This window comes from Paenibacillus camerounensis (genome assembly GCF_000723885.1).
Lineage (GTDB): Bacteria > Bacillota > Bacilli > Paenibacillales > Paenibacillaceae > Paenibacillus_AQ > Paenibacillus_AQ camerounensis.
On record NZ_CCDG010000059.1, the window covers coordinates 65,332 to 85,502 of the forward strand.

Here is a 20,171-nt window from a genome sequence, read left to right on the forward strand (position 1 = left end):
CTCCTCTAGTAACAATAATGATGCCAGTGTAGCAGAAAATAGCAGTATTGAATACCTGCCTGCAGCATTCAGTTGGACTAAACCCACACAATTATCATTTACATATATACCCAAATGCATTATGGTTACTGGAGGAGGGATAATATGGACCCATATTTTGATCAGCAGGTTGAGCGCCGGGCCAAGCCGGCAAGAATCAGAAATTTGTTTATTTTGCTGGTGATTTTATTAGGGGTGCTTACGCTGCTTAATCCTGCTATTGAAGATTTTGCTGAATATGCCGTCGATGACCTGCAGGATACGCTGGGCGCTTCGCTGCCGGGTGCTCTTACTCAGGCAATGATCAAACCGCTGGTGAAGAGTCTTGCAGATAGGGATAACTACATCATCTTTTCTGTTTTCAGTCTGCCGGATATTCAGGACAGCAGCACCTTTATTGGCGATATGAGTGCGAAGAAGCGTTACTTAGGCGTATTCAAAATCTTTTTCATTGAGTTGTAGTTAGATATGCAGCCCGAAATTTAAGCTTGAAAAAGCACAGCAAATCATGTTTAAATAGTTTTAATTGGATATGAAAAGCGATGATGAGAAGAGTAGTTAAGCAAACGTTGTTCCCAGAGAGCTCCAGCCCGGTGAAATGGAGCAGCAATGTGCCTGACGAAAAAAGTCTCTGAGCTGCATGCGGAATTGGGCGTACTGAACGCCTAAGGATGGTATGACGGGAGCTCCCGTTACAGAGCTAGGGTATAAGCGTGATGGCCGTACCCGAAGAGGCGGGCCTGGCAACATGTCCGCGAACAGAGGTGGTACCACGGTGCTTATGACAGCTCCCGTCCTCAAGATGACAATCTTGAGGCGGGGGCTTTTTTGTTTTTATTTCAAAATAGAGGAGATTATTAACATGCATTGGGCACAAAAAATCGCAAACGACTTGATCAGCAGCCATCCTGAACGCCAGACCTTTGTATGCGCATCGGGCATCAGCCCGTCGGGCTCAGTTCATATCGGCAATTTCCGCGAGATTGTCACCACTTATTTCGTCACTCAGGCACTTCAGAGAGCAGGGAAGGAGGTCCGTTTTATTTTTTCGTGGGATGATTTCGACCGGTTCCGTAAGGTTCCCGCGCAGCTGGACGCTTCATATGAGCAGTATATCGGATTGCCCTACACCAAGGTCCCATGTCCATGCGGCGAGCATGCTTCCTATGCAGAGCACTACGAGCAGGAGTTTGAGCAGGCGTTATCGGCCTTCGGCATCACACCTGAATTTATCTGCCAGAGCCGTGAATATCAGTCAGGCAGGTATAACCAGGCTATCCTCCATGCCCTGCGCAGCAGAGGGGAAATTTACGACATCCTGATGATGTTCAAAACAGGCAAAGCCACAGAGGAGGACAGGGTAGCCTTTTACCCGGTTCAGGTCTATTGCGAGCGCTGCGGCAAAGATTCGACCAGCGTCCATGCATTTGACGGGGAGTCGGAGGACATCATCTACAGCTGCAAATGCGGCTGCTATAACACGCTTCACGTTCCGCAGGCTTCAAACATCAAGCTGCACTGGAAGATAGACTGGCCGATGCGCTGGGGGATGGAGGATGTCGTATTCGAGCCGGGCGGCCGCGATCATTCGTCCGAGACGGGGAGCTATAATGTTGCCAAGGTCATGGCGGAGAAAATATTCGGAAATCAGCCGCCGTATTATGTTCCCTATGAGTTCATCAGTATTAAGGGCAGCCATGCCAAAATGTCCAGTTCGTCCGGGCATAACTATACGCCGGAGGACCTGCTGAAGGTATACGGGCCGGAGCCGATCCTGTTCATGTTCGCCAAATACCAGCCGGATGCAGCCTTCAGTATCGGCCTGGATGAGGATGTGCTGCGGAACTATACGGAATACGAACGGTACCGTAAAGCATTTGCCGCCGGACAATTGGAGAGTGAGGACATCCGTGCCGCTCTGGAACTATCCTTACGGAATCCTGCTGATGCGGAAATACCGGGCTTCAGTCAGGCTGCAGCCCTGCTGCCGCTGATCAACTGGGACAGCGAATTGCTGCACAGGCTGTTGAACCAGGATGGCGGACCCCCAGTTAAAGAGGCATTGTTCCGGCAAACCGCAGAGCGGGCCGAGCACTGGATCAGACATTATGCCCCGCAGAAGCTGGTTACGGTGAACACCAGTCCGGACCGGGTGCTGTATCAATCGCTGGAAGCAGCCGAACAGGAGCGGGTAATGGCCTTCTGCGGCTTGCTCCGTACCGGATTTTCCGATGAAACAGAGTTTATGCAGCAGGTGTACGCCATTTGTCACGATGCTGACAAAAAGACGATGAGGAGCAACCAGAAGGCGCTGTTTTCCATCCTTTATCAGCTGATTCTGCAGCAGTCGGAGGGTCCAAGGGTTCCTGTACTTGTTCAGGCACTGGGCAAAGAGCGCGTGCTGGCGCTGCTGGACTTCTAAACAGAGCGCCTATGCCCTTTACGGGATCGTCCCAAGAGAGGTATAATATAACGGACTGTTTATAACTTATGTTGGAAAGTGAGTCGAACACTATGGGCCGTAAATGGAATAATATTAAAGAGAAGAAGGCATCCAAGGATGCCAATACAAGTAAGGTCTACGCCAAATTCGGCGTTGAGATTTATGTAGCAGCTAAGAAAGGCGAACCGGACCCGGAATCGAACCGTGCTCTTAAGGTTGTTCTGGAACGCGCCAAAACTTATAACGTACCGAAGGCCATTATCGACCGCGCGCTGGAAAAAGCTAAAGGAAGCGGCGACGAAAGCTATGTGGAGCTGCGTTATGAAGGCTTCGGACCGAGCGGCTCGATGATTATCATCGATGCATTGACCAATAACGTGAACCGTACAGCTCCGCTTGTCCGTTCCGCATTCAGCAAAAACGGCGGCAACATGGGTGTCAGCGGATCCGTAACGTATATGTTTGATCCGACAGCTGTTATCGGCCTGGAGGGTAAATCCGCTGAAGAAGTAATGGAGCTGCTGATTGAAGCCGATGTGGATGTACGCGATGTGCTGGAAGAGGACGAGGCGGTCATCGTATACGCTGAGCCTGACCAGTTCCATGCTGTACAGGAGACGCTTCGCGGGGCCGGTATTACCGAATTCACCGTAGCCGAGCTTACAATGCTTCCGCAGAACTATGTGGAGATCCCGGAAGATGCAGAAGCACAGTTCGAGAAGCTGATCGACGCACTGGAAGAGCTCGACGATGTACAGCAGGTCTATCACAACGTTGACTCCGAATAATCAGGGCTATGGATTGTGAGGGAGCGGCAGGAGATGATCCTGCTGCTCTTTTTTTATTCCACAGGGAAGGAAGTGATTCAATATGCCGGACTTCCGGGTGCTCAGTGTTGTACATATCATGCTGGTCAAGGGCGGTAAGGTACTGCTGCTTAGACGCTGCAATACAGGACATATGGACGGTTATTACGGTTTTCCGGGCGGGAAGCTGAACGGCGGGGAGACGCTGCAGATGGCAGCGATCCGCGAAGCACGGGAGGAAACAGGTGCCAGGATTGACCCGGCACAGCTGCACATGCTGGGGACGATGCATATCAGGACTCCGGGCGGGGAACGGATTGATTTTTTCTTCCGGGCTGAGGAGTGGTCGGGAGAAGTAAGCAACCTGGAGCCGGATAAATGCGATGATCTCAGCTGGTTTGACGCGGACAGGCTCCCGGACAATACCCTTCCCTTCATGACAAAAGCACTGGATACCTTTGAACGCGGGGAATGGTTTATGGAATACGGCTGGGATTTAAGCTGACATAAGCCTTGCGGATTACAGTTTAATATATTCATTGTATACATAGCAGGAGGCCGGGGATGGAGCATATTAGTACAGGAATGATCATTGTTTTGGTGGTGTGCGGCTTTCTGGCCGGATTTATTGATTCTGTAGTGGGCGGCGGCGGGCTGATCTCGATTCCGGCGCTGCTGTCGGCGGGTATACCGCTGCAATTGCTGCTTGGAACGAACAAGCTGGCCGGAACCATGTGCTCTTTTACCAGTACGGCTTCCTTCATTAAGTCCGGTAAAATTAACTTTCAGCTGATCAGGCTGCTTATTCCCTTCTCCATTGCCGGTGCGGTTGCAGGCTCATTTACCGTCCGGCAGGTGCCTTCAGAATTTCTGAAGCCGCTGGTCATCGTGATGCTGGTGGTGATTACGGTCTATACCTTGTTCAAAAAATCGTGGGGTGATGTGTCCACCTTCTCCGGCAGCAGCAAAAAAACACGGATGACCGGCATGGTGGTCGCCCTGATCATCGGGTTCTATGACGGTTTTTTCGGTCCGGGTACGGGATCGTTCCTGATCTTTGCCTTTCTGATGCTGGGCTTTGAGTTCGTGACAGCAGCCGGCAATGCCAAGGTACTGAATTTTGCCAGCAATATCTCTAGTCTGCTTACGTTCATTGCACTGGGCTCGGTCAGCTATTCTTACGGGCTGCTGCTTGGCGTTCCTATGGTTGCCGGTGCAATCATCGGTTCCAAATTCGCGATCCGCAAGGGGGCCGGGTATATCCGCCCGCTGTTCATTGCCGTAACGGTGATCTTGATCGGCAAGCAGATCTGGGATACGATGCATTAAACAGAAGTAAACGGGGTGGACATATGGATATCAGGCTCATTTCTAAAGAACAGGCATGGCAATTAAGGCATGAGGTGATGTGGCCGGAGCGTGAGCTGGATTATGTGAAGCTGGACGATGACGATGCGGGAGAGCATTACGGGCTGCTTGAGCAGGAGCGGCTGATCTCCGCAGTGTCTTTATTTATTGAAGGCCACGAAGCGCAGTTCCGCAAGTTCGCCACTCTTGATTCGGAGCAGGGCAGAGGATACGGCAGCAGGCTGCTGCAGCATGTGCTGGAGGAAGCAGAGGCGCGCGGAGTCCGGAGAATCTTCTGCAATGCGCGGAGCAATAAAGCCCCCTTCTATGAAAAGTTTGGACTGGCTGCAACAGGGCAGTCGTTCACTAAAGGCGGGAAAGACTATATCATTATGGAACGGTTCTTCGGACCAGCCGAAGCCGGAGCTGTAGACAGAAACGGAGTGGAACAGACTAATGACTGATAAATTATATTATGAATCAGCGTATATACAGGATTGGGAGACTAAGGTAAGCCGGATTGTGGAAAAAGAAGACGGTCTGTATCTTGTACTGGAGCAGACAGCCTTTTATCCCCATGGCGGCGGGCAGCCGTGTGATACCGGAACGATCGGCGGCATTCCGGTGCTGGATGTCACTCTTGAAGGAAGCGAAGTGTTCCATAAGGTGGAGAGTCTTCCCGGAGGCGCTGAAGTCAGCTGCAGTCTGGACTGGGAGCGGAGATTTGACCATATGCAGCAGCATAGCGGGCAGCATCTGCTGTCTGCGGTGTTCCGTGAGCTGTGCGGGGCGATGACGCTAAGCTTTCATCTCGGAGCCGATTACGCGACTATTGATGTTGAGCTGACAGAGCTGTCGCCGGCCAGAATGCTGAAGGTGGAGGCCGAGGTTAACCGGCAGATTTACCGGAACCGCAGCATCACCAGCTATTTCGTGAACGGGGAAGAGCTTGCCCGTCTGCCGCTGGTGAAGCAGCCTACAGTAACCGAGAATATACGGATCGTGGAGATCGAGGGCATTGAATATAACGCCTGCGGCGGCACGCACGTCCCTTCAACCGGAGCGATCGGCATGATCAAGCTGCTGAGAGCGGACAAGCAGAAGGGTAACATCCGGGTGACCTTCAAATGCGGCGGACGCGCTCTGGCTGAATTCAACGATAATGTGCGGATTCTTGGCGCCTTGTCCGCCAAGTTCAATACCGGCAAAGACGAAATTATGGACCGGATTGAAAAAATGGAACAGGAGCAAAAGCAGCTTCAGGCCGAGCTTACAGCGCTTAAAGAGCTGAATGACGGCTATGCAGCTCATGAGCTGCTGGCCGCGCAGGCACAGGACAGCCGGATCATCGCCCGGAGCTACGAACAGAAATCGCTAAAGGATCTTCAGAGCCTTGCGGTCAAGCTTACTGCGCTCACTGATCTGCCAGTGCTGCTGCTGTCAGCCGCAGAGAATAAACTGGTGTTCGCGCAGAGCGGAAATGCCGGGCTGTCGTGCGGAGCGTTCTTTAAGGAGCACCTGGGCAGCTTCGGCGGCAAAGGCGGCGGCAGCGATAAGCTGGCCCAGGCCGGCTTTACGGACTATGAACAGGCACAGGCCTTTTACGAATTTGTACAACAGCAATAACACATATAGCCTGCCATGGGGAATGGGACAGAGGAGTGTCCCTTTTCCCTGGCAGGCTTTTTTAGAATAGAATGTATATGTTTTACGCTATCCATAATCCTTATCTTTCTCGCAGACACGGTTACCGCCTTCTCTGAAGGACGGTATATCCGTTTGTACTTGGAAATACATAATCAGCTAAGTTAAATTCCAATTTGTGAAGTTATTTTACCAGCCCATCCGGCTGCACAGCGAGGTAATATGGGCAAGATGATGCTTGCCGTGCCAGGCATAAATGCCAATGTTTCTGTCTAAGGAAACTACACCGGATTCCGGATGGATAAAGGTTTTGTCCATATCGGCAGGAGTCAGTTCATGCAAAACGGTAACCCAGCGCTGATGCAAGGATTCAATGAGCAGAAGGGAAGGCTCAACCGGCAAGGCATAATCCGGCAGCTCGGCCCATTTTGCCTCCTCATAAGGCTTAATTACCGGCTTGTCTTCGGTTAGAGCCAGTTTAAACCGGACATAGGCGTTCATATGACTATCTGCAACATGATGGACAACCTGCCGCACCGACCATCCGCCCGGACGATACGGAGTATCCAGCTGTTCATGATTCAACTCTTTTACAGCCTCCCGCAATAGTCCCGGTAATTCTTCAATTTCCTTGATCCACGCGGTGGTAACACTGGCGGTAATCTCACCGGCATACTCAAACTCGCCAATCGGGTATCTCAAATCCGTCTCCATAGTTTAAATCCCCCCAGTTAAGGATTATTTAATAACTTCCCCATTATAATCACTTCAGAGGATATGAGAAAGGGGAACGAAGCGTGTTTCTGAACATTCTGAAAAAGGATTTGCGCCGCAAAAAAACGATGAACATCGTACTGCTCGTGCTGATCACACTGGCTACAGCCCTGGTGGCGAGCGGAACCAACCTGATGTATACCACCTCATCGGCCATCGGCTATTTTATTGACAAGAGTAAGGTCGCGGATCTTAGTGTTACCATTCCCGATACAGCAGAGAACAGGCAGAAGATCAATGACTGGACCCGTGATCAGGCTATCGTCGGAGAGGTATACTCCGAGCCGCAGATCGGTGTAACCAGCCGGCAAATTAAGCTGCCGGCCAGCCGTAACGGCTTTTCAAGCAATCTGGTGCTTTCACTGGCGATGGTGCCAGACAAGATTAATCTGATCTTCGACCAGAAGGATCAGCTGTTCAAGCTGGATGCTGGCGAGATCGGGATACCGGTAAGCATCAGAAATGCTACCGGCATGGAGCTTGGCGACAGTGTCACTATGGATTTTGACGGTAGCTACAAAAGCTTTAAAGTAACAGCCTTTTTCAAGGATGCCTTTTTGGGTGCAGACCTGATGGGGTTAAAACGGCTGATGATCTCGCAGCAGGATTTTGCTGACATTCAAAGCGTATTACCTGAAGAGGCAATATCGGTGCAATATAGTTTTATGGCGGCTAAGGGAGTGGAGGCTTCAGCGGTAACGGCAGCTTTTGCCAAGGAGGATCTTCAGGCGAATTTTCAGGTCGACAAGGGGCTTGTAGAGACCTCTTTCCTTACCGATCAGATCATTTCCGCCATGCTGTTTGTAATCAGCCTGTTTCTGATTTTCATAGCTTTTATGACACTGAGATTCACCATTGTGTCTACGCTGCAGGATGAATACCGGGAGATCGGCGTGATGAAGGCCATCGGCTTCAAGAACGGATCGATCAAGGGACTGTACCTGGCCAAATATTCAGGCCTTGCTGTAATAGGCGGAGCCGCCGGACTAATTTCCAGCTTTCCGCTGAGTGCCCTTATGTCCCGTAAAACAGCAGAATATATTATTTTACCCGGCGGCATAACCAACATTATCATTTCCATAATCAGTGCAATAGCAATTGTTCTGCTGACCCTGCTGTTCTGTATCCTGTGTATGCGCAAAATTAATAAAGCCTCTGCGATCGACGCGATCAGACAGGGCCACACCGGTGAAAGGTTCAAGCCTTCCCGAAGGTTCCATCTTCACCGCAGCAAGCGGCTGCATCCGATGCTGTTTCTGGCCATGAGCGATGTTGTAAGCCGGCTGAAAAGCTATACCACGTTAATCCTCACCTTTATTCTTAGCGCAGCTATCATCATTATCCCTATTAATCTGACCAATACGATTCTCACACCGAAATTTATAAGCTATCTGGGAACAACGGAAGCGGATTTCTATACGAAAGCCGTCGTGGCTGATATCCCGCTGAATGAGATCCGCGGGGAGCTGTCGAAGGTAGAGCAGCAGTTTAAGGATGAGAATTTCGATGTGAAGCTTTCACTGGAGTACACGGCATTGACAAAGTATATATCCGATGACGGCGAGAGCAACAGAAGTATATCCGGAACGAAAAACGAGCCTGCGGCCAGTCTTGAATATCTGCAGGGAACTGCACCTGAGCTGGCTAATGAAATAGCGATAACCAGCATTATGTCAGAGGCCTATCACAAAAAGCTTGGTGATTATATTGTATTTGAGATAGACAGCCAGCAGCATTCCTTCCTGATCACCGGTATTTTTCAGGCCATCTCGAATGAAGGCTATATGGTCAGGCTTGCCGGAGAATTCTACCCGCAAATGACAACGTCTTATATGATTACCGGCATGATTCATGCACCGGATCAGGACAAGGCTGCAATCACGGCAGAGATGAAGCGGTTATTCAGCCAATATGAAATTAAGACTGCTGATGAAATGCTGAAGGAGGTCATCGGCGGCTTTATCGGCCAGCTGAAAAGCGTCATCAGCCTGCTTACGGTCATTGTGTGTCTGATTATCTTTTTTATTACAAGCCTGTTTGTACGGCTGCTTATCAGCAAGGAGATTCAGGGCATTGCCGTTATGAAAAGCCTTGGTTTTACAGACGGGCTGATCCGGCTGTGGCAGGTGCTGCGGATTATGATTCTGCTGACAGGCTCGCTGATTATTGGAGCGCTGGGAGCCAATATTCTTGGTGAACGGCTGTTCGGCTTCGTCTTCCGGATGTTCGGGCTTACGGAGCTTCACTTTCAGATTATGCCGCTTCAGGTTTACGTTATGTACCCGCTGATCATTCTGGCTGTAGTGGTAACGGCGGTATATACCAGCTGCGGACAAATTAAACACATTCACGTCTGGAATATGAATAAAGAATAATCAGGAGGAATGAAGCGATGAGTACCATACTTGAAGTTACCAATCTGTGCAAAACCTATATCGTGAACAAAAGCCAGCATAATGTGCTGCGGAATATTAACTTCACCCTGCATGAGGGAGAATTTGTGTCGATCATGGGACCTTCCGGCTCCGGCAAATCAACCCTGCTGTATACGGTTAGCGGAATGGACCGCCTGACTGCGGGAGAGGTCCTGTTTAACCGGAAGCAGCTGTCACAGCTGTCGCAGAATGAGATCGCAGAGGTTCGGCTGCATGAGATGGGTTTTATTTTTCAGCAAATGTATATGCTTGGAAATCTGTCGGTCTATGATAATATCATATTATCGGGCTATCAGGCGATTAAGGACAAAAAGGATAACCGCAGCCGCAGTGATATCAACGAGTATGCTGACAAGCTGATGCGGAAGCTGGGAATTATCGAAATAGCCGGACATGATATTGCCGAGGTGTCGGGCGGACAGCTGCAGCGGGCCTGTATCTGCCGGGCTCTGATCAACGCTCCCATGATGCTGTTCGCCGATGAGCCGACCGGAGCACTGAACTCCAAAGCTGCCAAGGAAGTGATGGAGGAGCTGTGCCGGATTAACCGGGAAGGTACAACGATCATGATTGTCACCCATGATGTGAAGGTAGCGGCGCAGACCGATAAGGTGCTCTATATGGTGGACGGCAACATCCAGGGTGAGCTGAAGCTTGGCAAATTCGCTGAGGCGGAAGGTGTCAGGGAACGCGAGCGCCGCCTAAATGAGTGGCTGATGGCACAGGGCTGGTAGGCGGGGGACGTGATAAAGGCTAATTGCCGCCCTGCCATAGAGAGATAGAAAGATACAGGAGGGATGGCATTGGCTGATATTTTGGTCATTGAGGATAATCTGGAGCTGTCTGCGGTTATACGGGATTTCCTGGAGGCGGAGGGTTACTCTGTAGCATCGGTTTCCAGTGCCGAAGAGGGACTGGAGCTTCTGAACAGCAAGGCGGTTAAGCTGCTGCTGCTCGATATTATGCTGCCCGGGATCGACGGCTTTGCCGTGTGCAGGCTTGCCAGGGAAAAATACAATCTGCCGATTCTCATCATGAGTGCCCGGCACGGAGATGACAACAAGATTATCGGGCTGGAGCTGGGGGCAGACGATTATCTGGAAAAGCCGTTTACCATTCAGCTGCTGATCGCCAAAGTAAAGGCGCATATGCGCCGGAGCTATGAGATGAATGACAACAAACAGCTGCTGACGGATGGCGACCTGCTGGTCAACCGCTCCTCCATGCAGGTATTTCTGGCGGAAGCTCAGGTGTCCATGACGATGAAGGAATATGAGCTGCTGGTACTGCTGCTGAATAACCGGGGCAAGGCGCTGCGTAAGGAATGGCTGTTCCAGCAGGTATGGGGTGCGGACAGCTTCAGTGAGCCGTCAACCCTTACAGTACATATTAACAAGCTGCGGGAAAAGATTGAGCTTAATCCGAAGCAGCCGAAACGGATCGTAACGGTGTGGGGAGTGGGCTACAAGTATGAGGCGGTTTGACCGGCTGATTCTCTGGACGATTAGTATCGGAATTGCGGTAATTTGCCTGTTTGCCGCCTATGGCTTCAAGCTGACAGGTGACTCAGGAGACAAAGCATACCGGATCGAGGTCAACCGGATTATCCGGGAGGTAAGTGACGGGCGTGAGCCCGGTGAACTTAAGGTGGAGAAATTCAGCTATGTGCGAAATACTGCCTGGCTGGAATGGAATGCGGAGCCGGAGGCCGTGCGCAGCTTTTTTGACGGTGCAGGTGTGCAGAGCAATGCTGAGTATACCGTTAAGCCTATATATCACGGCGGTGAGCCGGCAGGTTATTTGAGGCTGGAGTATGTGTCCGGCACAAGCCGTTCGCCGCTGCTGCTGCTGACGGTCATTCTGCTGGGCGCAGTGCTTGCGGCCATATCCGGCCTGCTTCTGTACATCCGCCAGCAGATCATCAGGCCGTTCCATACGATCGAGGAGCTTCCTTATGCATTGTCCAAAGGCAATCTGACCCAGGACATGAAGGAGAGCAAAAGCAGGTTTTTCGGCAAGTTTATATGGGGACTAAATCTGCTGCGCGAGACCTTGGAACGGCAGAAGCAGACCAACCTGCGGCTGGAAAAAGACCGTCAGACTCTGATCGCCTCCCTGTCGCATGAGCTCAAAACACCGGTTGCTGCGATTAAGCTGTATTCCAGTGCGCTGGCGGAGGGACTTTACGATAACGAAGACAAGCGCATTGCAACCGCCGGTCTGATCGGGCAAAAGGCAGCACAGATTGAGGAGATGATCAGCAGCATCATCGCCGCATCCGTATCCTCCCTGCAGGAGACAGAGGTGCATGTAGCCGAATTTTACCTGAAAGACTGGATCAGACGGGTGGTCGAGCATTATAAGGAACGCCTTGAACTGCTAAAAATCCGTTTTGAAGTGGCTGAACCTGAAGACAAGCTGCTGCTTGGGGACCCGGATAAGCTGCTGGAGGTGATGGATAACCTGCTGGAGAATGCAATCAAGTACGGCGACGGTTCCCTGATCAGAATCAGCTTCCGGGAAGAGGATTACCGCCAGCTGATTATTATTGAGAACACCGGCAATCCTGTTCCGGCTACCGAGCTGCCGCATATCTTCACCAGCTTCTGGCGCGGCTCGAACAGCGCCGGCAGACAGGGCAACGGCCTGGGCCTGTTCATCTGCCGCCAGCTGATGCGCAAGATGGATGGGGATATTTATGGTGAGGCTTATGCGGAGGGGATGCGGTTTGTGCTGGTGCTGCGGTATTGAGTAGATGTATGTGTAAGATACATAATGGTACGAGGAGCAGCTTGCAAGTCCGGGAGCTGCTCTATTTATATTGAAGGGATTTTGGATACTTTTAACGAATAAGAATTAAATTAACTGGCTATGGACCAAGGAGGTTTACATGCCTTTTCCTTTTAATTGCATTACAGATTTTATGTTTTTTGAAACAGAGCTGGAACAATCCGACGTTATACTAATTCCTGGAGGAAGTCATCCTCAGCTTATGAAGCAAGCGGCGTTGTTATACCATGAGGGAATTGCCCCATTGATTTTACCTTCTGGGGGTGCCGCTTCCCATGTAGAGACAACGGAGTGGGAATTCCTGCGAAACGTGGGGGATTCAGCCTGAAAAAGTGGTCCTGGTCTGTAAAAACTATCATGCGCGAAGGGCGCTTTTAAGTTATCAATTTATTTTTCCTAAGGAGACTATATTCTATGTAAGTCCGGTAGTGGATAAGACAGGGATCACAAAAGACAACTGGTTCACGAATGAAGAAAACATAACACGCGTTATGAATGAGCTGGAGAAGGTCGGGAAATATTTTAAAACCGCAATATACCGTACCGGGGCAAATGTTGAATAATAATGTGTACTGTCTGCATAACAGCTGTACAGATGCAAGTTATGAAAGGGAGTTGGATGTGGGAAATGCAGTAAATAATCTGACGGAGGACAAAAAAGCTGAGTTAATAGATAAATATGGTCTTTCTGTTGAACCCGATCCGTCAAAAGACAATCTGTTTCAAGGTGACTTTGGCTTGACTATCCATTTTCCAATATTAATTTCTGCAGTTGCAGTTATTGTTTTATTGACGGTGGGTGTTCTGTTGTATTTCTGGTTTAAGAAAAGAAGGTTGTGAAGGGGTCCTGTTTCGTAGTTAATGGCACGGCATAATGAATGCAACGGGTTGAAATAACTGTACTTTCTGCAATTAAACCTGGCTAATTAGCTCCGCAGCAGGTTTTAACTGCACTCTGTACATTTATATTTGCCAAAAACGCCCGAAACCGGATTTTTTGAGGGAAATAGATGTACAGAATACAGTTATCTCCTTAAAATGACTTAATCTCCCTGTTTTAATTGTACAATGTACACTTAAACTCATTAGACTGTGAACCGAATGCCGGATATTTGGAGGTGTATAATGGAAGAAATATTTGCTGAAGAGTTTAAGGCGGCAGAGCCTTTTTTTAACCGGAAAAAACAGCACATTCCTGCGCTATCAGTCTTGCGGGGACATTATCCGGGACGTGTGTTTGTAGATCGGCAGGATAAACCGGAGCTGGTAATTGTGTGGGCCACTGGCAGATGGATGTATGCGGCTGGAGATGCGGGTGCTGAACGGAACATAGCGCTGATTAGACTGTTTTTGCAAAATACGGTTATACCGGATTGTATAAGCAGGGGGGCCGGCTGGTTTGAGATTTATGCCGATGGCCCGGAAGCTTGGGATAGGCTGTTTCTTTCCGGGCTCCCGGGTGTGAGAGCGGATAAGCATTTTGAAACCGTATATGAGCTGCAGATTGGTCCGTTTAGAAGCTTACAGGAGCTCCTTCAGGCGGATCAAGGTGAGTTTGAGATTGAAATTGCAGAGTATCCGATTGTAGCCGGGAGCGATACTCTGTCGCTGGGTGCGGATCATCATTTTATGGAAAAGAAAACGGTTGGAGCGTCAGTGAATGTTGGAGGACAAACCGCTTCGTTGTGCAGAAATAACGGTTTTACAGTAGGCAATGAATATTTTATTGATGCCGATACTTACGAAACAGCTGAGCGGAACAAGGGATACGGGACACAGGCGGCTGCGGCATTGATCGGATATTATGTTGAACTGGACATGCTTCCTTTATGGGAGACAACGCAAGACAATTTGGCCTCGCAACGTCTCGCTTTAAAGCTGGGTTTCCTCCCGGCAGAGCAGTACCCGGTCTATACTTTCAAATTGTAAAAATAACAGTAAAAGTACATAACATCTGTCTTTTAGAGTGATTTCCACCAGTTTGGGTAATATTGGGTATAACCTGAATGAAGTGGGGGCGGGAACATGAGAACCTTTGGACGTGGTGTACTGTATTCCATTATAGTCATAGTTGTACTGCTTCTGATTTCGTTTGTAATCGGTGACACGGTAACGCTTCCCTGGTTTATTTTTATTCCGTTGTTTGTGCTGGTCTGGGCACTGGCCGTTTATCAGGAGGGCCGTAACCGGTCGGGCGAAAGGTAGATCAGCAGCTTCAGCTTCATAGGATTGATCATACACGGCAAACCGCCCATAATGAGAAGGGATGGTTTGCCGTGTGTTTTGTATGAGGTACATAATGGTGTAAATGAAGGGCTTAAACATTACTTTTGGAGGTGTACTAGCAGCAAGAATGACAAAGAATATAACAATCGGTCTGCTTGCCCACGTCGATGCCGGAAAGACGACCTTCGCCGAGCAGCTGCTCTACCATACAGAAGCGATCCGCAGCAGGGGAAGAGTGGATCATAAGGATACTTTTCTGGATACCCATGAGATTGAAAAAGCGCGCGGCATCACTGTATTCGCTGACCAGGCGGAATTCAGCTACGGCGGTTCACACTACTTTTTACTGGATACGCCCGGCCACGTCGATTTTTCACCTGAAATGGAGCGGGTGCTGCAAATTCTCGATTATGCCGTTGTAATTGTCAGTGCAGTTGAAGGAGTGGAGGGTCACACCGAGACGGTATGGCAGCTGCTGCGTAGTCACTGCGTCCCTACCTTCTTTTTTATCAATAAAACAGACCGTACCGGCGCTGACCCGCTTCGTGTGTTAGGTGAAATCCGCCAGCTGCTCAGCGGTGATGCCGTTATGCTGCCCGAGGCTGATGCTGGTGTTGTGGGTGAAGAGCTGCGTGCTTTTTTGGCGGAACGGGATGATACGCTCTTCGAGGCTTATCTGGATGGAAGCTTGGACGGGCCTGCATGGACCGGTGCCTTAATCAGGCTGGTGAGGCAGGGCAAGATCTTTCCTTGCATGACAGGCTCCGCCCTGCTGGATGAAGGCATCGGCAGCTTCCTGCGTAATCTGGATACGCTTGCGGTAACGGAGTATGATCACCGGCTGCCTTTTGCCGGAAGGGTCTATAAAGTCCGTTATGATGAGAAGGGTACCAGGATTACTTATATTAAAGCGCTGCAGGGTGTGCTCAAAGCACGGGAAGAATTGACCTATGGCCTGGAGGGAAGACGGATTTCAGAGCGGATCACGGGTATCCGCCGGATTAACGGGGCAAAGACGGCAGCAACTGACTGGGGTGCGGCGGGGGAATTATTTGCGGGTACCGGGATTACGGCTGCCGGACCGGGCGAAGGGGTCGGGGAGCTTAAGGATACTTTAGGCAGCGGACTCATTCCCGCCCTGAAATCCAAAGTCTGCTTCGAACCGCCGGTTCATCTGAAAGAGGTGCTTCAGGCGTTTCAACAGCTTGGGGCAGAAGACCCGTCGCTGAATGTAAGCTGGGATGAAGCGCTTCAGGAGCTGCAGATCCAGGTTATGGGGCAGATCCAGCTGGAGGTGCTGGAGCAGGTGCTGCGCGAGCGGTTCCGTCTCCCGGTAACCTTTGGTGACCCGGAGATATTATATATGGAGACGATTAGTAACGTAGCCTATGGCTGCGGGCATTTTGAGCCGCTCGGCCATTATGCCGAGGTCCATCTGAAGCTAGAACCGGGTGAACGCGGCAGCGGCGTAACGGTACATAACAAGTGTCATCCTGATCATCTGACGGCGGGTTATCAGAATCAGGTTATTCAGGTGCTGCTGGAAAAAGGGCATCACGGCCTGCTGACAGGCTCACCATTGACAGATGTGCAGATTACGCTGCTGAGCGGCAGGGCCCATAACAAGCATACCTCCGGCGGGGATTTCCGGGAAGCCGCGCTGCGGGCTTTGCGTCAGGGTCTGGAGCAGGCGGAGAATGTGCTGCTGGAGCCGTTTTACGATTTTAAAATACGAATTCATGCGGATCATGTGGGCAAGGTGATGTCGGATATTCAGCAGGCCAGCGGCAGCTTTACTGCACCGGAAATGAATGGGGAGACAGCCATCCTTGCCGGGACGGTGCCGGTTGCCACCTTCATGAATTATCCGGTCAGGCTGGCTTCCATGACCCAAGGCAAAGGGGCCTTGTCTCTGCGGGCCGGCGGATACCAGATCTGTCATCTGACTGAGCATATCATCAGCATGAAGCAGTATGATAAAAATGCCGATCCGGCCTACCAGTCGGCTTCGATCTTTTGCTCGAAAGGACAAGCCTATCCGGTTTCCTGGGATCAGGCAGCGGGGCATATGCATGTGAAGCTGGAGCACTGAGACATTTGCCGGACAAACTGTGTAGGACATCTGTCCTTTTAGAAGCGGCGGATATAGCTTTTAATGAGTAAAAAGCGAAGGCCTGAATTTCAAGGAGGATCATGATGACCACAGTGATAGACAAGATTGCCTGGATTCATGTTGCAGACGGGAAGGTGCTGGGAGCACGTTCTCACGGTAAAGACACCTACTATTTCCCCGGAGGCAAACGGGAAGCGGGAGAGACGGACAACGTAACGCTGATCCGTGAAATTGAAGAGGAACTGACTGTTCAGATCATACCGGAGAGCATCGCACAGTTTGGGATATTTACAGCTGAGGCGCATGGTAAAGAAGGCGGTGTGCAGGTGCAGATGACCTGCCTGACAGCAGACTATAACGGTACGCTTGCACCTGCGGCGGAAATTGCTGAGCTTGCCTGGCTTACGTTTGCCGACCGGGAGCAGGTATCGGCGGTCAGCAGGCTGATTTTTGACCGGCTGCATGAGCAGAAGCTGTTAGATTAATGGAGTGGGCGTGTATACTCGGCCCGTTTCAGCCTCTTAAGAAGAGGCTTGAAGCGGGCCTTTTCATATCGTGCAGAACAGTAAATTTGATTTTAGGACATATGTCCTTCACGGATAACGCCGGATGTCATTTAATTAAGTCAGAGATCACATAGAGGAGAGATACGAGATGAAGGGGATTATTTTTGCCTTTATAGGCGGGGCGTGCATTACGCTTCAGGGGGTTGCCAACGCAAGGATCAGCCAGGACATTGGCACATGGCAGGCAGCAACGATTACACAATTAACCGGTTTTATTATGGCCTTTGCTATTCTGATGTTTGTCCGGGACGGGAAGAAGCAGGGCTTCAAAAAAGTAAATCCGCTGTATCTGACCGGAGGCGCGCTGGCAGCGTTCATTATTTTCAGCGAGGTTACCGCCATTCAGCATATCGGGGTTACGCTGACTATATCAGCACTCCTGATTGCCCAGCTGTTCATGACCTTTATGATCGACAGCAACGGCTGGTTCGGGGTCGTGAAGCAAAAAATGCGCCTGCCGCAGTTCATCGGCATAGGGATGATGATTGCCGGCGTGCTGATTCTTAAACTTTAATGTACAGCGAAGGAGATAACATTGTATGATAATTGGAATTATATTGGCACTAGTGGCAGGTGCGCTTGTGGGCCTGCAGAATATTTTTAACATTAAAGTTAACGAACATACAGGCTCATGGTCAACAACGACGCTAGTACTCGGCATGGGCTTTATCGCTTCACTGGTGATGGGGCTGATTACTCAGGGGACAGGGATGTTTACACTCCAGCATATGCAGCCGTGGTACTGGTTCAGCGGTGTGATCGGCGTCGGCGTGGTTATCTGCCTGGTGCAGGCTACGAAGCTGCTTGGAGCAACCTTTGCGATTTCGATCGTGCTGACCTCACAGCTGGGATTTGCGCTTCTGTGGGATTCCCTTGGCTGGATGGGTCTGGAAAAGGTTCCGTTTAGCTTCAACCAGCTGCTTGGCGTTCTGGTTATCGTCGGCGGGATTCTGGTCTTTAAGCTGGGCGGAAGAGGGGAGAAGGGCGGGCAGGAACCTGCTGCGGCGGACAAGAAGCGCCAGGCTGCGCTGGGTACGAAATAAATAGAGGCCGGAGCTTCCTGGGATGGGGGCTCCGGCCTTTTGGTTAGCTGCTTAGTTGGCTGGCTGTGGAGGGTGGCGAGGTGGGAGGTTGGCTAGAAGGCTGGGGAGAGTGATTTGAGTAAAGGGAAAAATCCCTTTGAATAGGCTGTGTGCGTGCGAAAGTGGGCCCGTCAAAGGGAGAAATCCCTTTAATTAGGCCATCGGCGTGCGAACGCAGCCCTTCCCACGCCCAGCCGCCCTAGACCTGGCCGACCCGGCCCGCAAATGGTGCTTTGCTGCCAAGCAGCGCATTCCGCCATTGCTCGTACACCGCCCAGGCCTTGCCGTTGTCCAGCAGATGCTTGCAGGTGTATACGCCTTCCTCCAGCGAACCGGCTTTGCCGGCCAGATGCAGCCTGGCCCCGCCGTTCAGCAGGGTCTGATTATAGAAGGCCATATGGCCGCCGCCCTGCAGCACCGCTTCCGCGGTCCGCAGCTGAAGCTCCGGCGTCCAGTCCAGCTCCGGCACCTCTGTTTCAAGCCCCAGCAGCTCAGGGTCAATGATATCGAGCTGAGCCTGGCCATCAGCTACGGTGTACACACGGTTTGGCCGGTCAATGTACAGATCCTCGGACCCTTCAACCCCCTGAACAACAAGCCCCTTTTGGTAACCGAGCTTGATGATCAGCCTGGAAATCCGGTCGAAGACGGTATTATGGTAGATACCGAATACAATGAAGGGAGAGCAGGAGTAGTCGATCAGCTTCTCGGCGGTATTCAGAATCGTCCGCATCCCGATGTCTTCTCTTAACGGCCGCAGGTCCCCCAGCGGGGGACACCACAGATCCGCCTGGGCGAACAGCACACCGCTACCTTCAGCAGCAGCAATAGCGTCAGCCCGTGTTAGCTCAGCAACACGGACGCCTGATGCTTCAATAATATCCTGCAGCGTAATGCCCCATTTCGGCGGGAGCGGCGCTGCCCCGTGAAGTGTAACAGGTACACCGGCTGCAGACAGCAGGAAAGCTGTAGGAAAGGTTGCAATGAAGGAATTTCTCCGGCCGTCATACGGTCCGGCGCAGTCCAGTCCCTGCTGCACAGGCTCACGGCGGGCATACTTGCGGCATACTGCGACAAAAGCCTCCAGCTCCTCAATACTCTCCAGCTTAATCCGCTCGGCGATCAGAAAAGCGCCGATCTGCACAGGAGATGCCGTCTGGCAGAGAATCGCTTCAGCCGCTGCCAGCGCTTCGTCATAGCTCAAATCCCGGGCGCCTCGCTTGCCCCTGGCTACTTCTTTTAACAGGTTGATCATATCGGATTCTCCTTAAGTTTGATCCTGGAGCAGCTGGTAGACCTTGACGATTGAGGTGGCTACATCCACCATCCGTTTGCGTTCATTCATCGCCTGCTTGCGCAGGAGGTCGTAGGCTTCGGATTCACTGATGTTTTTGGCTTTGGACAGAATGCCCTTGGCCATATCAATCCATTTGCGTTCCTCTATCCGTGCGAGCAGCTGCTCCTTCTCCTTGTGCCACTGCTGGCGCTCGAAGCACTGCCTGGAGCTGAAATGAAGAATCCAGTGAATCTCCTGCTCATGCATCCAGGGGGATAGAATACCGTCCACAATAATATTGTCGCCGCAGGCGGAGACAGACAGATCAGCGGTAGCTTGAGTGCACCACCAGAGGATTGGAGCGGTTTTGTGCCGGAGCAGCTTTTTTCTCCATCCATTAATTTCGGTTATCGGCATACATAAGAGGGTGGCATCGGCATCCTGTATCATAATAGAAGCCTGCTCCTCGTCAGTTGCCGTCCAGATCACGTACCCGCAAGCTTCAAGAATACTACCGGGACTGTGCTCGGAGCGCGCCTCTGTGTCGTTCTCTGTTCTGCCGTTCTGAATCAAGAGCAGGGAATGCATAGCCAGACGCTCCTTTATAGGATCTTCAAGATCTCATTCTTA

The 20,171-nt window shown here is 51.0% G+C and carries 21 protein-coding genes, 1 pseudogene and 1 other annotated feature; of the genes and pseudogenes, 19 read left to right on the forward strand and 3 right to left on the reverse strand.

Annotated features, from left to right (window positions below):
• Window positions 1–144 precede the first annotated feature (144 nt).
• The 7 genes from BN3772_RS21715 to BN3772_RS21745 all read left to right on the forward strand — a co-directional run bounded on the left by BN3772_RS21715 (window position 145) and on the right by BN3772_RS21745 (window position 6,261).
• Window positions 145–501, forward strand: coding sequence for a hypothetical protein (locus BN3772_RS21715; protein WP_042202190.1), 357 nt, complete (start codon window positions 145–147; stop codon window positions 499–501).
• Window positions 502–572: 71 nt separating this feature from the next.
• Window positions 573–841, forward strand: a binding site (T-box leader).
• 60 nt (window positions 842–901) lie between these two features.
• Complete coding sequence (gene lysS / locus BN3772_RS21720) at window positions 902–2,461, forward strand: lysine--tRNA ligase (RefSeq protein WP_042202192.1); 1,560 nt, start codon at window positions 902–904, stop codon at window positions 2,459–2,461.
• Window positions 2,462–2,553: 92 nt separating this feature from the next.
• Complete coding sequence (locus BN3772_RS21725) at window positions 2,554–3,270, forward strand: YebC/PmpR family DNA-binding transcriptional regulator (protein WP_039873029.1); 717 nt, start codon at window positions 2,554–2,556, stop codon at window positions 3,268–3,270.
• A gap of 82 nt (window positions 3,271–3,352) precedes the next feature.
• A complete protein-coding gene (locus BN3772_RS21730; RefSeq protein WP_042202193.1) occupies window positions 3,353–3,793 on the forward strand; it encodes an NUDIX hydrolase in 441 nt (146 codons plus the stop codon).
• A 59-nt stretch (window positions 3,794–3,852) separates the two neighbouring features.
• The gene (locus BN3772_RS21735; protein WP_042202194.1) at window positions 3,853–4,617 is read left to right on the forward strand and encodes a TSUP family transporter; all 765 of its coding nucleotides are present in this window, start codon (window positions 3,853–3,855) and stop codon (window positions 4,615–4,617) included.
• Window positions 4,618–4,640: 23 nt separating this feature from the next.
• Window positions 4,641–5,099 carry a GNAT family N-acetyltransferase gene (locus BN3772_RS21740; RefSeq protein ID WP_209443690.1) on the forward strand — a complete coding sequence of 153 codons (459 nt, stop codon included), beginning with the start codon at window positions 4,641–4,643 and terminating at the stop codon, window positions 5,097–5,099.
• The gene (locus tag BN3772_RS21745) at window positions 5,092–6,261 is read left to right on the forward strand and encodes an alanyl-tRNA editing protein (protein WP_042202196.1); all 1,170 of its coding nucleotides are present in this window, start codon (window positions 5,092–5,094) and stop codon (window positions 6,259–6,261) included. Before BN3772_RS21740 ends, BN3772_RS21745 begins: the two co-directional genes overlap by 8 nt.
• A 207-nt stretch (window positions 6,262–6,468) precedes the next feature.
• Here the strand turns inward: BN3772_RS21745 and BN3772_RS21750 are convergent, their stop codons facing one another.
• Complete coding sequence (locus BN3772_RS21750; RefSeq protein WP_042202198.1) at window positions 6,469–6,993, reverse strand: YfiT family bacillithiol transferase; 525 nt, start codon at window positions 6,991–6,993, stop codon at window positions 6,469–6,471.
• 83 nt (window positions 6,994–7,076) lie between these two features.
• Here BN3772_RS21750 and BN3772_RS21755 point away from each other — a divergent pair, with 83 nt between their 5' ends.
• The 12 genes and pseudogenes from BN3772_RS21755 (at window position 7,077) to BN3772_RS21810 (ending at window position 18,226) form a co-directional block, all read left to right on the forward strand.
• The gene (locus BN3772_RS21755) at window positions 7,077–9,428 is read left to right on the forward strand and encodes an ABC transporter permease (RefSeq protein ID WP_042202200.1); all 2,352 of its coding nucleotides are present in this window, start codon (window positions 7,077–7,079) and stop codon (window positions 9,426–9,428) included.
• 17 nt (window positions 9,429–9,445) lie between these two features.
• Window positions 9,446–10,222, forward strand: coding sequence for an ABC transporter ATP-binding protein (locus BN3772_RS21760; protein WP_042202201.1), 777 nt, complete (start codon window positions 9,446–9,448; stop codon window positions 10,220–10,222).
• 63 nt (window positions 10,223–10,285) lie between these two features.
• On the forward strand, window positions 10,286–10,972 hold the full coding sequence (locus BN3772_RS21765; RefSeq protein ID WP_042202203.1) for a response regulator transcription factor: 687 nt from the start codon (window positions 10,286–10,288) through the stop codon (window positions 10,970–10,972).
• Entirely contained in the window at window positions 10,959–12,239 is a 1,281-nt protein-coding gene (locus tag BN3772_RS21770; protein WP_052380636.1) for a sensor histidine kinase, read from the forward strand. The genes BN3772_RS21765 and BN3772_RS21770 overlap by 14 nt, the downstream gene beginning before the upstream one ends.
• Window positions 12,240–12,378: 139 nt before the next feature.
• Window positions 12,379–12,841, forward strand: a pseudogene (locus BN3772_RS31750) (YdcF family protein).
• A 58-nt stretch (window positions 12,842–12,899) separates the two neighbouring features.
• Window positions 12,900–13,118: a hypothetical protein gene (locus tag BN3772_RS21780; protein WP_042202208.1), complete on the forward strand. Its 219-nt coding sequence runs from the start codon at window positions 12,900–12,902 to the stop codon at window positions 13,116–13,118.
• A gap of 285 nt (window positions 13,119–13,403) precedes the next feature.
• Window positions 13,404–14,207 (forward strand): GNAT family N-acetyltransferase, encoded by an 804-nt coding sequence (locus BN3772_RS21785; RefSeq protein WP_042202209.1) that lies wholly within the window; start codon window positions 13,404–13,406, stop codon window positions 14,205–14,207.
• Window positions 14,208–14,303: 96 nt separating this feature from the next.
• A complete protein-coding gene (locus tag BN3772_RS21790) occupies window positions 14,304–14,483 on the forward strand; it encodes a hypothetical protein (protein ID WP_042202210.1) in 180 nt (59 codons plus the stop codon).
• Between the two features lie 148 nt (window positions 14,484–14,631).
• Window positions 14,632–16,596, forward strand: coding sequence for an elongation factor G (locus BN3772_RS21795; protein ID WP_042202211.1), 1,965 nt, complete (start codon window positions 14,632–14,634; stop codon window positions 16,594–16,596).
• A 104-nt stretch (window positions 16,597–16,700) separates the two neighbouring features.
• The gene (locus BN3772_RS21800) at window positions 16,701–17,102 is read left to right on the forward strand and encodes an NUDIX hydrolase (protein WP_042202212.1); all 402 of its coding nucleotides are present in this window, start codon (window positions 16,701–16,703) and stop codon (window positions 17,100–17,102) included.
• A gap of 169 nt (window positions 17,103–17,271) precedes the next feature.
• A complete protein-coding gene (locus BN3772_RS21805) occupies window positions 17,272–17,697 on the forward strand; it encodes a DMT family transporter (RefSeq protein ID WP_042202213.1) in 426 nt (141 codons plus the stop codon).
• A 25-nt stretch (window positions 17,698–17,722) separates the two neighbouring features.
• Window positions 17,723–18,226 (forward strand): DMT family transporter, encoded by a 504-nt coding sequence (locus BN3772_RS21810; RefSeq protein WP_042202214.1) that lies wholly within the window; start codon window positions 17,723–17,725, stop codon window positions 18,224–18,226.
• A 238-nt stretch (window positions 18,227–18,464) separates the two neighbouring features.
• Here BN3772_RS21810 and BN3772_RS21815 read toward each other — a convergent pair whose 3' ends face one another.
• Both BN3772_RS21815 and BN3772_RS21820 read right to left on the reverse strand, forming a co-directional pair.
• Window positions 18,465–19,520: an anthranilate phosphoribosyltransferase gene (locus BN3772_RS21815; protein WP_042202215.1), complete on the reverse strand. Its 1,056-nt coding sequence runs from the start codon at window positions 19,518–19,520 to the stop codon at window positions 18,465–18,467.
• Between the two features lie 12 nt (window positions 19,521–19,532).
• Window positions 19,533–20,129, reverse strand: a complete 597-nt coding sequence (locus tag BN3772_RS21820; protein WP_042202216.1) for an ANTAR domain-containing response regulator — start codon at window positions 20,127–20,129, stop codon at window positions 19,533–19,535.
• Window positions 20,130–20,171 lie beyond the last annotated feature (42 nt).